The 13,401-nt window shown below is 42.7% G+C and carries 15 protein-coding genes; 4 read left to right on the top strand and 11 right to left on the bottom strand.

Annotated elements, in window-relative coordinates; genetic code table 11:
- Positions 1 to 6 precede the first annotated feature (6 nt).
- Positions 7 to 813 (top strand): metal ABC transporter permease, encoded by an 807-nt coding sequence (locus CCS77_RS00450; protein ID WP_103614080.1) that lies wholly within the window; start codon positions 7 to 9, stop codon positions 811 to 813.
- Here the strand turns inward: CCS77_RS00450 and CCS77_RS00455 are convergent.
- Genes CCS77_RS00455 through tig form a run of 11 tightly spaced genes read right to left on the bottom strand, consistent with a single transcriptional unit; the run spans position 794 to position 10,204 of the window.
- On the bottom strand, positions 794 to 2,125 hold the full coding sequence (locus CCS77_RS00455) for an MATE family efflux transporter (RefSeq protein WP_107916242.1): 1,332 nt from the start codon (positions 2,123 to 2,125) through the stop codon (positions 794 to 796). The genes CCS77_RS00450 and CCS77_RS00455 overlap by 20 nt on opposite strands.
- 12 nt (positions 2,126 to 2,137) lie before the next feature.
- Entirely contained in the window at positions 2,138 to 2,302 is a 165-nt protein-coding gene (locus tag CCS77_RS10435) for a hypothetical protein (protein ID WP_201741716.1), read from the bottom strand.
- Complete coding sequence (locus tag CCS77_RS10440) at positions 2,293 to 2,511, bottom strand: VOC family protein (protein WP_052292721.1); 219 nt, start codon at positions 2,509 to 2,511, stop codon at positions 2,293 to 2,295. The genes CCS77_RS10435 and CCS77_RS10440 overlap by 10 nt, the downstream gene beginning before the upstream one ends.
- A gap of 14 nt (positions 2,512 to 2,525) precedes the next feature.
- Positions 2,526 to 3,251, bottom strand: a complete 726-nt coding sequence (locus CCS77_RS00465) for a TerC family protein (RefSeq protein ID WP_021092554.1) — start codon at positions 3,249 to 3,251, stop codon at positions 2,526 to 2,528.
- A complete protein-coding gene (gene purN, locus CCS77_RS00470; RefSeq protein ID WP_107916243.1) occupies positions 3,244 to 3,831 on the bottom strand; it encodes a phosphoribosylglycinamide formyltransferase in 588 nt (195 codons plus the stop codon). Before purN ends, CCS77_RS00465 begins: the two co-directional genes overlap by 8 nt.
- The gene (locus tag CCS77_RS00475; protein WP_107916244.1) at positions 3,813 to 5,216 is read right to left on the bottom strand and encodes an NAD(P)H-hydrate dehydratase; all 1,404 of its coding nucleotides are present in this window, start codon (positions 5,214 to 5,216) and stop codon (positions 3,813 to 3,815) included. Before CCS77_RS00475 ends, purN begins: the two co-directional genes overlap by 19 nt.
- Position 5,217: 1 nt before the next feature.
- Positions 5,218 to 6,723 carry a YifB family Mg chelatase-like AAA ATPase gene (locus CCS77_RS00480; protein WP_107916245.1) on the bottom strand — a complete coding sequence of 502 codons (1,506 nt, stop codon included), beginning with the start codon at positions 6,721 to 6,723 and terminating at the stop codon, positions 5,218 to 5,220.
- On the bottom strand, positions 6,720 to 7,238 hold the full coding sequence (def, locus tag CCS77_RS00485; protein WP_012001014.1) for a peptide deformylase: 519 nt from the start codon (positions 7,236 to 7,238) through the stop codon (positions 6,720 to 6,722). Before def ends, CCS77_RS00480 begins: the two co-directional genes overlap by 4 nt.
- A gap of 1 nt (position 7,239) precedes the next feature.
- Complete coding sequence (locus CCS77_RS00490; RefSeq protein ID WP_107916246.1) at positions 7,240 to 8,274, bottom strand: GGDEF domain-containing protein; 1,035 nt, start codon at positions 8,272 to 8,274, stop codon at positions 7,240 to 7,242.
- A gap of 8 nt (positions 8,275 to 8,282) precedes the next feature.
- On the bottom strand, positions 8,283 to 8,873 hold the full coding sequence (gene clpP / locus CCS77_RS00495) for an ATP-dependent Clp endopeptidase proteolytic subunit ClpP (RefSeq protein WP_107916247.1): 591 nt from the start codon (positions 8,871 to 8,873) through the stop codon (positions 8,283 to 8,285).
- The gene (tig, locus tag CCS77_RS00500; RefSeq protein WP_107916248.1) at positions 8,873 to 10,204 is read right to left on the bottom strand and encodes a trigger factor; all 1,332 of its coding nucleotides are present in this window, start codon (positions 10,202 to 10,204) and stop codon (positions 8,873 to 8,875) included. The genes clpP and tig overlap by 1 nt, the downstream gene beginning before the upstream one ends.
- Positions 10,205 to 10,341: 137 nt before the next feature.
- Here tig and folE point away from each other — a divergent pair, with 137 nt between their 5' ends.
- The 3 genes from folE (at position 10,342) to CCS77_RS10400 (ending at position 13,012) form a co-directional block, all read left to right on the top strand.
- Entirely contained in the window at positions 10,342 to 10,914 is a 573-nt protein-coding gene (gene folE / locus CCS77_RS00505; RefSeq protein ID WP_021088841.1) for a GTP cyclohydrolase I FolE, read from the top strand.
- On the top strand, positions 10,911 to 12,218 hold the full coding sequence (gene fliI / locus CCS77_RS00510; RefSeq protein ID WP_107916249.1) for a flagellar protein export ATPase FliI: 1,308 nt from the start codon (positions 10,911 to 10,913) through the stop codon (positions 12,216 to 12,218). Before folE ends, fliI begins: the two co-directional genes overlap by 4 nt.
- Positions 12,219 to 12,871: 653 nt before the next feature.
- Complete coding sequence (locus tag CCS77_RS10400; protein WP_161545280.1) at positions 12,872 to 13,012, top strand: hypothetical protein; 141 nt, start codon at positions 12,872 to 12,874, stop codon at positions 13,010 to 13,012.
- Positions 13,013 to 13,401 lie beyond the last annotated feature (389 nt).

Raw genomic sequence — 13,401 nt, forward strand, 5'->3', positions numbered from 1 at the left:
GAGAAAATGAGTGAAATTTTAGAGTTAAATTTTATGCAAAATGCCTTTATTGCTGGCATTTTAGTAAGCATAATATGCGGCATGATAGGCTCGCTTGTGGTGATAAACAAGATGACTTTCATCGCTGGAGGCATCGCACACGGCGCGTATGGCGGCATAGGGCTTGCATTTTTCTTCTCGCTCGAGCCGCTTTTTGGAGCGAGCATATTTTCACTATTTTTAGCGCTCATCATCGCCACGATCACGCTAAAAGATAAGACGAACATCGACTCCGTAATAGGCGCTATTTGGGCGATTGGCATGGCTATTGGTATCATTTTCATCGATCTTACACCTGGCTATAACGCCGATCTTATGAGCTATCTTTTTGGCTCGATACTTGCAGTTAGCGGCACAGATATCGCGTTCATGAGCGTTTTAGACCTCTTGTTTTTGGCTCTTATCGCACTTTTTTACCGCCAGTTTGTGGCGATCAGCTTTGATGCGGAGTTTGCAAAACTTCGCGGGGTAAATACGACATTTTTTCACTATCTGCTAGTTTGCATGATGGCGCTTTGCGTGGTGGCTACGATCCGCGTCGTGGGGCTAATACTTGTCATCGCGCTACTTACCATACCGCCTTATATAGCGCAAATTTTTGCCAAGAGGCTAGGGCTAATGATGCTAATCTCAACTATTTTTTCTATCATTTTTTGCTTCAGCGGCCTTGTAATCAGCTTTTATTTTAACCTCACAGGCGGAGCTAGCATCATCTTAGTCGCTTCGCTTTGCTTTTTTGCGTTTAGCTTTAAATTTAAAAGCTTGCGCTCTTAGCTCTTTTTAACCTAAAAAGCGTCCAAACTAAAAAGCAAATCGCCGTAAAATAGACGCTAAAAAAGAGCGCTAGCCACATAAATTTGATCTCAAGTCCTAGCCAAAAGACCACCACGTAAAAGAGCGAGCATTGAAGCACGAGCTGTCTAAAACCATTTAGCAAAAATATCGCCACTGGGCGTTTTATCGCTTGTAGCGTGCTGCCTGAGATGTTTATCGTGCCGTAAGCCATGTAGGCAAGTGAGTTGATGCCAAGGTAGAGCTTTGCCACTTCTAGCACGGCTGGCGTGCTGTCAAAGAGCTTGATCGCACTCTCGCCAAAAAGCCTGATGAAGATGTAGGCAAAGACGCAGTAGATGAGCAAAAAAAGAAGCGATAGTTTGTAACACTGCAATGCTCTTTGAAAGCTCTTAGCGCCGTAGTTTCTTGAGATGATGCTAAGCACCCCTGCTGCCATGCCGATGGTTGGAAGCACTAAAATTTGCTCGATCCTTAAGGCTATGCCATAACCTGCGACTGCATTGACGCCGTAAAAGCTTACAAATTTTAAAAGCACAAGCGAGCCAAGCGACATTGAGAGGTAGTTTAGACAAGCTGGCAAAGCTTGCTTTAGTATCTTTGCCCAGACGGCGAAATTTGGCACGAAGTAGCCTAAATTTCTAGGCTCTATCATCTTGCTTTTTCTAACTTTAAAAAAGAGATATATCATGCCTAAAAACTGCACGCTAGCCGTTGCTAGAGCAAGACCTTTTACGCCAAGAGCAAAGATAAAAGCAAAAAGATAGCAAAAAAATGCGTTGATAAAAAGACCACAAAATAGCCAGTTGCGGTAGCTTTTAGTATCGCCAAGTGCGACAAGTATGCCATTAAGCGATTTTATAAGTAGGAAAAATGGAGCTGCAAGAAAGATGACGCCAGCGTAGTCAAGTGCCTCTTTGATGTAGTGATGATCAGCACCTAAAATGACTAGTAAATTTGGCGCTAGCAAGTAGCCACAAAGCCCCATAAATAGGGCAAAAAGAAGCACAAAAATGATGCCATTTGAGGCGTAAAGTTTAGCCATTTTTGGTTTGTTTGCGCCTAGGCTGTTGCCAATGAGTGCGGTGAGTGCCGAGCCAAAGCCAAGACCGATGCCAACGACACTTAGATAGAGTAAAAAGCTCATCGCCATGCCAGCAACTGCAAGGGTAGAAATTTTAGCGGCGAAAAATGTGCCAGTGACGTTGTAAAGCGTGTTAAACATCATGCCCACGCCAGCTGGCAGCGAGAGCGAGATGATTAGTTTGTTTAGCGGGTCTTTTAGTAGGTCCAAGCTGTCTTCTTATTAAATTTTATCTGGGCTAAGCTCTATTAAATTTTTGCCATAAATATATAAACTCCTCATTGCTCCAAGCGCTCCGTTTCGCCTAGCGACGCCAAGCTCGGGCTTTATACCTTTTGAAAGTAGCTCCAAGCGCACGTCCTCTGTGTCATTTTTAGCTAAAAGCATATATCAGCGCTACCCTTTGTTGGATGCTTTGCCGCAGGTAAAAACTCGCCCTCAAACCTATGTAAATTTATCTTTTGTGAGCCAAAATTTAGGCTAATGTGACCGTCTTTCTGGGCTGGTCGCATGCCTAAAATGTCGCAGTAAAATTTAAGCGCCTCTTTAACGTCACTTACGACTATCACGATGTGATCTAAATTTTTTATCTGCATTTTGGCTCACGTTTTTATTTTTGATCTCTTGATGCCCTTTTTCTAGCGTAGATATTTAAGCACTCAACCGCTAGCGAGAAGCCCATCGCAAAGTAGATGTAGCCTTTTGGCACATGCACGCCAAAGCCATCAAGCACGAGCGCAAAGCCAACTAGCACCAAAAATGCGAGTGCGAGCATTTTTATCGTTGGGTTGTTATCGACAAATTCTGAGATCGCCTTTGAGGCAAACATCATCACGCCAACTGCGATGATGACGGCAAGTATCATGATATCGATGTGCTGAGCCATACCAACTGCGGTGATAACGCTATCAAGCGAAAAGACTATGTCTAAAATGCCTATCTCAAGGATAGTCGCAAAAAATCCTGGATGAGACTTGCTCTCGTGAGCCTCTTCATGCTTGCCAGTGACGTTTGCGTGGATCTCCATTGATGATTTTACTATCAAAAATAGACCGCCTATTATGAGCACTAGATCGCGTCCAGTGATGCTAAGCTCGCCTATGCTAAAGAGCGGCTTTGTAAGCTTCATGATCCAAAATAGTGAAAGTAGCAGGATGATCCTGGTGATCATCGCAAAGCCAAGCCCTAAGATGCGGCCCTTGCCCCTTTGCTCTGGCGGCAGTTTGCCTACTAAAATGGCTATAAATATGATGTTATCTATGCCTAAAACTATCTCCAAGCCAGTTAGTGTAAGTAGCGATATCCACGCCTCTGGCGAACTCAACCATTCAAACATTTACTTCCTTTGTTAAAATTTTTATTATGCTTTGTGGCAAAATTTCATGCTCTATGGCGTGAATTTTAGCCTCCCACTCATCTAAACTCATGCCGTCCTCTCGCTCAAACGCCCTTTGCGCGATCAGTTTGCCCCCGTCAAGCTCCTCACTCACATAATGCACGCTCACACCGCCTATCATCATGTCGCTCTCAAAGCTCTCCTTTATCGCATGCGCGCCCTTAAAAAGCGGCAGGATAGATGGGTGAAGGTTTATGGCTTTTATCTGCGCCGTAAAAACTGGCGTTAGTATCCTCATGAAGCCTGCAAGCACCGTTAGATCAGCCCCACTTTTTAAAATTTGCTCCACCAAAATAGCGTCAAATTCCTCACGGTTTTTAAATTTAGCGCTCTCTATGACGAGCGTTTCAAGCCCAAATTTCTTAGCTCGCTCGATGCCAAATGCACCAGGCTTGTTGCAGATACAAAGGCAAACTTCGATCTTTACGCCGTTAAAAATTTGATTATGAACTTTTTTAAGTATCGCTTCTAAATTTGAGCCACTGCCGCTAAAAAGCACGGCTATCTTTTTCGTAAGCATTTTACTCCTTTGATGATGTCTGTTGGCTCCAGCGCGTAGCTGTTTTTGCCAAAATTTCTAAGGCTAAGCGCATGAGCTAAAGTGGCTGAGATGGCAGCATTTAGTGGCTCGTAGCCTTGAGCCAAAAGTGCTAGCACAAGACCGCTTAGCACGTCGCCGCTACCGCCTTTTGCAAGTGTGCTTTTGCCATAAGGCATGACGTAAATTTGCCCATCTTTGGCGATTATGGTGTTTGCTCCTTTTAGCACAAGAACGGCCTTAAATTTCTCGCTCCAAGCCCTCGCGTAAGCGTGTCTGTTTTCTTGCAAAGTTTGCACATCTATATCGGCCATTTTGCAAATTTTTAAAAGCGAGCAAAACTCCTTTGGATGAGGTGTCAAGACACAGTTTTCGCTTAGCAGATCAAGCACTTTTGGGCTGTAAAAGATATCAGCGTCAAGAACGAGCTTTTTGCCTTTTAAAATTTGCACCTCAAGCTCTTCTACGCCCTTTTTGCCAAGCCCCATACCAAGGGCTCCAGCGTTCATTTTCTCGCTTATCTTGCTAGCTTGCATGATATGTGTTGGCAAATTTAAACCTTGCTCGCCTATCACGCTAACTAGCCCAGCCCCAAAGGCAAATGCCGCCTTTGCACAAAGCTTGCTAGCCCCTATGTGCTCGCCAGATATGATAAATGCGTGGCCAAAGTCGCCCTTATTTACGCACTGATTTTTTCTATTTGGAAGCATGAGATCGCGTTTTTCAAGCAGGTGATAGTCGCTCTCGCACTCGTAGTTTTGCACGCTTATGCCAAGAGTAGCGAGCTTTATCTTGCCCACGTAGTCTTTTGCCACGTCACTATAAAGCCCTAGCTTTCTAGCTCCCATCGTGATGGTAGCGTCTGCTTTTACGCAAGCGCCAAGCACCTTGCCCTCGCTACTTAGCCCGCTTGGCACGTCGCAAGCGATGATGTAGGCAGGGCTGGCGTTTATTTTTGAGATTAATTCTATGTGCTTTTCGTCTAAATTTCTATTTAGCCCTGAGCCAAAAAGCCCGTCTATGAGGCATTTTGCGCTATTTAAGCTATTTTCTACATCTTTGCTCTCTCGCACGCCAGCAAATTTAGCCCTTTCAAGCTGTTTGGCGGCAAGCGGCTTTAAATTTTTACTAGCTAGGATAAATTCACACTCATACTCGCCCTCAAGCATCCTTAAAGCACAAAGCACGTCAGCGCCGTTGTTTCCGCCACCGCAAATGCCAAGCACCCTCTCGCCTTTTTTAAATTTCTTACGGATGAAATTTGCTATGGCTATGGCTGCATTTTCCATTAAAAGCTCTTCGCTAAGGCCAAATTTCTCGCCTGCTCGCTCGTCTAAAACTCTCGTGTCTAAATATAAATTTTTCATTCTATGCCCTAAAACTAAGCGCCTCTAGGATGTGGGGCTTTAAAATTTGCTCGCTCTCATCAAGATCAGCGATGCTTCTAGCTACTCTAAGCGTCCTTTTTATGCCCCTTTGAGAGAGGTTGTACTTCGTGGCGGCCTTTTGTAAAATTTCACTCGCCTCGGCGTTTAATGTGCAAAATTTAGCCACCTGCGCGTCATTTAGCTTGCCATTTAGCTCATCTTGATCACGCCTTTTTTGAAAGATAAAGGCTTTTAAAACCATCTCACTCATCTGCTGTGAGCTCAAACTAGCCTTATCACTTGGCGAGCTCTCGTCCATTGCGACTTTTAAGTCTATGCGGTCAAGCACTGGGGCTGAAATTTTGGCTTTGTAGTTTTTTATCTCATTTTCGCTGCATTTGCAGTTTAGGTTGCGGGAGAATAAATTCCCGCAAGGGCAGGGATTTTGAGCGGCCACGAAGATAAATTTAGTCTCGTAAGTCACTTTTGAATTTACCCTTGCGATGTGGATTTGATTGTCCTCAAGCGGCTCCCTAAGGCTTTCTATCACCTGTTTAGCAAAGTGTGGGAACTCGTCAAAAAATAGCACTCCGCCATTTGCAAGTGCGATCTCACCGATCTTTGCGACGTTCGAGCCTCCGCCAAAGATCGAGCTTTTAGTCGAGGTGTGGTGCGGCGAGCGAAAGGCTCTAGTGCTTGTAAATTCGCTATCTTGCAAATTTAGCGAGCGGTAGGCTGCGGACTTTAGCACCTCTTCTAGGCTTTGTGGTGCCATGATGTAGACGAGGCGTTTTGCGCACATGCTCTTGCCGCTGCCTGGGCTACCTTCAAATAAGATATTGTGCATGCCAACGGCTGCGATGACGCAGGCTCTTTTGGCTCTTTCTTGACCTAAGACGTCCTTAAAATCAAGCTCGAAATTTAAATTTGGAACATATCTTTTGCCAGAAATTTCTATCACATTTGAAAATAGCTCGTGTGTAGCGCTAAAATGCATGCTTTTAGCAAATTCTGCGTCGCTAAAAAACTTGATCGCCTCCTCTAGTGTGCTAACGCCATAAACCTCTAAATTTGGGATCATCGAAGCTTTCGCAGCTATCTCACTAGGCACTAAAATTTTTGCCTTTTGCACCTGCGTGCTTAAAAAAAGTAGGATCGAAAACAAATTTGCCGTGCTTTTTACACTGCCATCAAGTCCAAGCTCTCCAAAAACAAAAATTTTCTCCAAGCTTTTTGCCTTTTGAAGAGCGATTAAAAGGGCGATACTTAGATCAAAGTGTGAGCCACTTTTTGGTAGGTCTGATGGGGATAAATTTATGGTTATTTTTTGCGCTGGAAAGGCAAAGTCAAGCGCTAAAAGTGCCGCTTTTACACGCTCTGTGCTCTCTTTGATGCTGGTGCTTGCAAGCCCCACGATGCTAAAGCCAGGAAGCCCACGAGAAAAGATAGACTCAACATCAATGATCTTTAGTCCGTCGCCGTAAGTAGCACATTTTAGGGACTTCATGATGTCTTTTCTTTTTTCTGCTTTTTGTATTCCTTGTCGAATTTCTTGCGTTTGTTAAAGCCTATTTTTTCTATAAAAAGATGTCCGTCTAGGTGGTCATTTTCATGCTGGATAGCGATCGCTAGTAGCCCATCAGTTTTTAAGGTCTGCTCTTTGCCAAAGCGGTCTTGAAATTTGATAGCAACTACTTCACTTCGTTTAACGTCCTCGTAGTAGCCAGGCACACTAAGGCAGCCCTCTTGATAGACGCACTCGCCCTCACGTAGCTCAAATTTTGGGTTTATGATCTCGATTAAATTTTCTTTATCTTGTACACCCTCTTCGTTGGCTAAATTTATGATGAAAATTCTCTTTGCAACGCCTATTTGTATGGCTGCAAGACCGATGCCTTCTTTTGCGATCATCGTCTCATACATATCATCAAGAAGTTTGTGAAGCTTCTCATCGAAAACCTCAACCTCTTTTGAAATTTCATAAAGTTTTTTATTTGGATAGGATAAAACTTCTAGGATCAAACTAGCTCTCCGCTTTCTCGTCTAAAAATAGTGGCTCATTTAGGTCTTGGTTGGTCTCTAGCTTGTCAAGTGCGTGAGATAGCAACTCTTCGGTGCTCTTTGTCTTTGAGATCATGCTTGAGACTATCTGCACTTCGAGCTTGCACTCTTCGTTGTCGATCTTCCAAGGCATAGATGAGAGCATGTTTAAAATTCTCGCGCAAGCTTGCTTTGTGCCGTTTTCGTCGGTGTATTTCATTACCATAGCAAAGCAGCCATCGCCGTAGTGTGCGACTATATCGCTCCTACGTGAGGTTCTTAAAAGAAGCTGCGACATGCTTTTAAGCATATTATTTCGCTCTTTTAAATTTTTAACACGGTTTGCAAATTTGTCTTTTATCTTAACTAGCAAAAATGAGGCATTGTAGCCATAACGTCTAACAGACTCGATCTCGCTGCTTATGGTCGCTACTAGAAATTTCTTGTTATAGACCTCGTATGTTGTGTCGTAGATCGACTGCTCTTCGATCGCTTTAAACATCTTGCCGACCTCTTCGTAGCTCATCTTGATGACGTCAAGGTGCTTGTCCATGAGATCGTTTAGTTTGATGAGGTCTTGGTTAAAGGCGCTTAAGACATTTTGCAACGCAAGGACGTTTGTATTGTTTTTAAGCCCATCCATGCGCTTTTGCACTAGGCTTCTCATAACGCCTAAATTTTTATAGATGAGCACGACTGCTTGAAGCATGCTCTTTATCTGGATAAAGCCTTGTTTTACCTCTTTTTCGATAGAGATGTTGCCATTTGTCGGCACTGAGCTTTCAGAATTTGCCACGATGATATCGCCGATCTCTTTTCTAAACTCATCTGACTGCCCATCAAGCATCTTTTCAAAGTAGATAGAGTAGTTTGTCGGCGTAGATGGGACGTTGTCGTCACTTAGTTCGTGTAAAACGTCCTCTGAAAATTTATAGATATTTACCTTTTCTTTTTTGACAGCTGGCTTTGCTTCAGCTGCTTTTCTTTTTGGATCTGGTGCGTTATCTATCTTTATCACTTTGGGCCTTATTTAAAACTTTTCTCCAAAATTTTATCGACAAGTCCGTACTCTTTAGCTTCGGCTGAGCTCATAAAGAAGTCGCGCTCAGTATCTTTTACGATCTTGCTTAGCTTTTGGCCCGTGTTTTTGGACAAAATTCCATTTAAAATTTCTTTCAAACGTAAAATTTCACGTGCTTGTATCTCGATATCAGTCGCTTGTCCTCTAGCACCGCCAAGTGGTTGGTGTATCATGATACGAGAATTTGGTAGTGCATATCTCTTTCCAGGTGCGCCACAGCTTAGCAAAAATGCACCCATACTTGCAGCCTGACCGATGCAGATCGTGCAAACATCTGGCTTTATGTAGTTCATCGTGTCATATATGCTAAAGCCACTTGTTATCACGCCGCCTGGTGAGTTTATGTAAAGGTAGATATCTTTATCTGGATCTTCAGCCTCTAAAAATAGCAGCTGAGCGACGATAGAAGCAGCCATGCCGTCCTCTATCTCACCACTTAGCATAACGATCCTGTCTTTTAAAAGACGGGAGTATATATCATAGCTTCGCTCACCTCTGCTAGTTCTTTCAACTACGACAGGAACGTAATAGCTCATTACTCAGCCTTCTCTTTTTTGCTTGCTTTTTTCTCGTCTTTTTCTTTGTTGAAAAGCTCGCTAAATAGCTTCTCTTCGATCATCGACATCTTTATAGCTGGAAGCATGCCTTGGTTACGGTACATCTCAAGGTGTGCTTTTGGATCTTGACCGCTTCTATATGCCTCAAAATAGATCGCTTGAACGACCTCTTGATCGCTCACTTTTACGCCTCTTACGCGAGCTAGCTCATCGATGATGAAAGTTAGGCGAACGCTATTTTCAGCGTCTTTTCTATACTCGTCACGTTTTTTAGCTAGAGCGTCTTTGTCTTCTCTAAATTTCTTCATATCGTCTGGAGTAAATGTGCTCCACGCGTTTCTAAACTGCATATCGATCTCTTGCTCGACGATATTTTTTGGCACATCAAATTTAAATTTCTCAACCGCAGCTTCAGCAAATTTTGGTTTTAGCTCTTCGTTTATAAGTTTATAAATTTTCTCTTGGCGAATTTGCTCTTTTATGCGCTCTTCAAGTAGCTCTTCAGTTGGTTTTTCTTCGTTTGGAAGGATAGTTTTTAGCATCTCTTCGTCTAGCTTCTCAGGGATCTTTCTCTCTTGAATTTCGTGAAGTTTGACTTTAAAAACAGCGTCTTTGCCAGCTAAATGTGCAGCGCCGTAGTTTTCTGGGAATTTAACCTCGATATCTTTTTCGCCGCCAGCTTTTATGCCTACCATGCCATCTTCAAAGCCTGGGATGAATTGATTTGAGCCGATCTCAAGCACGTAGTTTTCAGCCTTGCCACCTTCAAATGCAACGCCATCAACAAAGCCCTCAAAGTCAAATTTAGCAAAATCGCCCACTTTTAGGCCTCTTTTGCCCTCTACTTTTTCAAGTGGAGCTATCATTTTTAGAAGTTCAGTTTTCTTCTCATCGATATCTTTTTTCAAAACGCGTGGGTTTGAAAACTCAGGTATCAAGCTCTCATAGCCACTCACATCGACGCTTGGCTTAAATGAAACTGTTAGCTCAACGTCGATCTTGTCATCTTTTTTGTCAAATTTTGAAACGATAGGCTCGCCGATAAGGTCGTCATTTTTCTTGCCTGCTTTTTTGATAGCCTCTTCGACCACATCTCTTAAGACATCTTGCTCAGCGTCGTTTGTTAGCTCTTTCTCGTAGCGTTTTAGCACAACAGCGACTGGCACATGGCCTTGTCTAAAGCCGTCTACTTTCATAGTTTTTGCTGCTTTTTTTGCTAGTTTTTCTACGCTAGACTTTATAGCATCTGCACTTACAGTCGTGCTTGCTAGGGTATTTACGCTATCTAGAGCTTTGATTTTGATTTCCATCGAATTCCTTTATGAATACAAATTTTTAGCCCAAAATATAGCAGAATTTTCCTTATTTCATTGTAAATTTGTAAATTTTTATAGATATAAAAGGCGTTTTAACGTAGAATTTGGCGATAAAATTATGGAGAAAATTTATGCAAGAGAGTTTTGAAAATTCAGTTAAAAATATGCTAACTATTATCGGCGAAGATCCAAACAGAGAGGGGCTTGTTAAAACCCCTGAGCGCGTTTATAAAGCTTTTAAATTTCTAACTAGCGGATACGATCAAGACCCAAAAGAAGTCCTTGGTGACGCGCTATTTACTAGCTCAAATAACGAAATGGTTTTAATGCGAAACATCGAGTTTTACAGCCTTTGTGAGCACCATTTGTTGCCAATAATTGGCCGTGTGCATGTGGCATACATCCCAAATGGCAAGGTTGTTGGCCTTAGTAAAATTCCACGCATGGTAAATATCTACGCCAGACGCTTGCAAATTCAAGAGCAGATGACCGAGCAGATCGCAAAGGCGCTTGAGGACGTGATCGCTCCAAAAGGCGTTGGAGTAGTCGTCGAGGCTAGGCATATGTGCGTTGAGATGAGGGGTGTGGAGAAGATAAACTCGACTACCACGACCTCTGCGCTTAGGGGCTGCTTTATAAAAAACGCAGACACAAGAAGGGAGTTTTTCTCGCTTATAAATTCGCCTAGGGAAACGCATTTTTGAGTTTAGAGCGTATAAATTCAAGGCTTAAAGAGGGCGTGAAGCTCTCAAATACCTTTGGCGTCATCACAAAGATCACGGCTACTACGATAGAGATCACTGGACTTCGTCCAAGTATCGGCGACATCGTGCGCATAGTCGCAAAAGACAAGAGTAAAAACGGCCTTGGCATGGTCACGCAGATAAAGACAGATGGCGCTTATATCAGCCCATTTGGCTTTGTCGAGGGCTTTAGGATAGGCGACTTTGTCTATGAGAGCGATCAAGGCATGAGCATACCGGTGGGGTCAAATTTGCTTGGTCGTGTGGTCGATCCATTTATGAAGCCAATTGACGGCAAAGGGGCGATCGATACAACTGAATATATGCCGATCATGAGAGCGCCGATAGATGCGATGAAAAGGGGGCTTATAAACGAGCCTTTTAGTGTTGGGATAAAGACGATAGATGGGCTACTTACTTGCGGTAAAGGGCAAAAGCTGGGAATTTTTGCAGGCTCAGGCGTAGGCAAATCAACCCTTATGGGGATGATCGTAAAAAACACTCTTGCGCCCATAAAAGTGGTCGCACTAATAGGCGAGCGTGGCCGTGAGGTGCCTGAATTTATCGAAAAAAACCTAGGTGGCGACCTGGAGGGCACGGTCATCATCGTGGCGACCAGTGATGATAGCTCGCTCATGCGAAAGTATGGCGCATTTTGTGCGATGAGCGTGGCTGAGTACTTCAAACAGCAGGGCAACGACGTGCTTTTCATCATGGATAGCGTGACGCGTTTTGCGATGGCGCAGCGTGAGATCGGCCTTGCGCTTGGCGAGCCACCGACCTCAAAGGGCTATCCGCCAAGCTCGCTCACACTCTTGCCACAGCTAATGGAGCGCGCCGGCAAAGAGGAGGGCAAGGGCAGTATCACGGCGTTTTTCACCGTGCTAGTCGAGGGCGATGATATGAGTGACCCGATAGCCGACCAAAGCCGCTCTATCCTAGACGGCCATATCGTGCTAAGCCGCGAGCTAACGGACTTTGGCATCTACCCACCTATCAATATCCAAAACTCGGCCTCGCGTGTCATGGGCGACGTGATCGGCAAAGAACACAAGCTAAATGCGATGAAATTTAAGCGCCTCTACTCGCTTTTAAAAGAAAATGAGGTTCTGCTTCGCATCGGCGCATATCAAAAGGGCAGCGACAAGGAGCTTGACCTTGCTATCTCGAAGAAAGAATTTATGGAGAGCTTTTTAAAACAAAGCTCGGAAGAGGCCTTTGCGCTTGAAGAGGTCGAAGAGCTGCTTGATAAGATCAATCAGTAAATTTTTGTATAAATTTGACTACTAAAATTTTATAGCCTTTTATTAAAAAGATCGGTAAATTTTGCTTTTTTTGGTGCGAAAGTGTTGTTATAAAAATCGCAGAAGTAAATTTGAAATTTATAGGGTTTTGCTAGGTTAAATTTCACGGAGCGGGCGATTTTTTGTGTTAGGTAAAAAACGATAAAGTGTTATAAAAAAGCAGTCACGCCCACGCTTCAAATGGCAGATAAAATTTAGAATTTTTGGCTTTTTTGTTAAAAATGCTTGTTCGTAAAATGCGGTAGTAAATTTGAAGCGGTGAGCTAAATTTGCAATGGCATTTATCTTACTTGTAGCTTTTGCAAATTTGCATAGATAAAAAATTTAATGCAAAAGCATACGCAACTAGAGGCGACAAAGCGATAAAACAGATTATATAAAAATTTATCTGTCTAAACGGGGGAGTTGTAGAGTGGATAAATTTCAAAATTTTGCGGTTTTTGGATTTTGCAAAGGTTATGGCAGTAAATTTATGCTAGTGCCTATAAGTTGGCGTCTGCCATGCTGTAGTTTTTCGCTTAGATTTAATATAAAAAACAAAAATTCACACTTAGATCAGCAATCGTCGATAATGTAAAAAGTCCGCAATAGATGAAAAAGTAGGCGGTTGCAGAGTGGAGAAAATTTCAAAATTTGAGACCATCTGCTTGTTTGTAAAGGTTGCAGTAGTAAATTTATGGCAAGCGAGCGAGTTAAGTTTATGCAAAAAGCCTATGGGCGAGTGTCTATCCTATCTTGGTTTTGCGAAAATTTAATTGTAAAAACAAAAAAATCACGTTTAGTTTGGAAAATACCAATATTTTAGACTTTACCTCGTGATGCAAAGCAATATTTAAAAAAGCATAAGAGAATTACGCCAAATATCAAATTTGTTTCGCACTTTCTATAAATTTTTGGTGGTAGGCTTCTTGTAAATTTAATAGATAAAAGCAAATTTGATATCCGCGCTTTTGTCTTTGTGATGACGTAAAGCCTGCAAGATACTTTAAAAAGCCAAAAGTAAAGCTTTTTTCTCGCCAAAGCCTAAATTTAACTCGTATTTTCCATGATTTTATCGGCGAAACTCGTCTAAATTTTATTGAGTGAAGCAAATTTCTTATAAAGGTCAGTGATTTTTGTAGCGTAAAATCAAATTTATAAAATA

It is taken from the genome of Campylobacter concisus (assembly GCF_003048375.1).
GTDB classification, from domain to species: domain Bacteria; phylum Campylobacterota; class Campylobacteria; order Campylobacterales; family Campylobacteraceae; genus Campylobacter_A; species Campylobacter_A concisus_T.

Coding starts and splice junctions, on each gene's coding strand:
- CCS77_RS00450 (WP_103614080.1), top strand. CDS start 7: ATGAGTGAAATTTTAGAGTTAAATTTTATGCAAAATGCCTTTATTGCT.
- CCS77_RS10435 (WP_201741716.1), bottom strand. CDS start 2,302: ATGCTTTTAGCTAAAAATGACACAGAGGACGTGCGCTTGGAGCTACTT.
- CCS77_RS10440 (WP_052292721.1), bottom strand. CDS start 2,511: ATGCAGATAAAAAATTTAGATCACATCGTGATAGTCGTAAGTGACGTT.
- CCS77_RS00465 (WP_021092554.1), bottom strand. CDS start 3,251: ATGTTTGAATGGTTGAGTTCGCCAGAGGCGTGGATATCGCTACTTACA.
- purN (WP_107916243.1), bottom strand. CDS start 3,831: ATGCTTACGAAAAAGATAGCCGTGCTTTTTAGCGGCAGTGGCTCAAAT.
- CCS77_RS00475 (WP_107916244.1), bottom strand. CDS start 5,216: ATGAAAAATTTATATTTAGACACGAGAGTTTTAGACGAGCGAGCAGGC.
- CCS77_RS00480 (WP_107916245.1), bottom strand. CDS start 6,723: ATGAAGTCCCTAAAATGTGCTACTTACGGCGACGGACTAAAGATCATT.
- clpP (WP_107916247.1), bottom strand. CDS start 8,873: ATGAGCTATTACGTTCCTGTCGTAGTTGAAAGAACTAGCAGAGGTGAG.
- tig (WP_107916248.1), bottom strand. CDS start 10,204: ATGGAAATCAAAATCAAAGCTCTAGATAGCGTAAATACCCTAGCAAGC.
- folE (WP_021088841.1), top strand. CDS start 10,342: ATGCAAGAGAGTTTTGAAAATTCAGTTAAAAATATGCTAACTATTATC.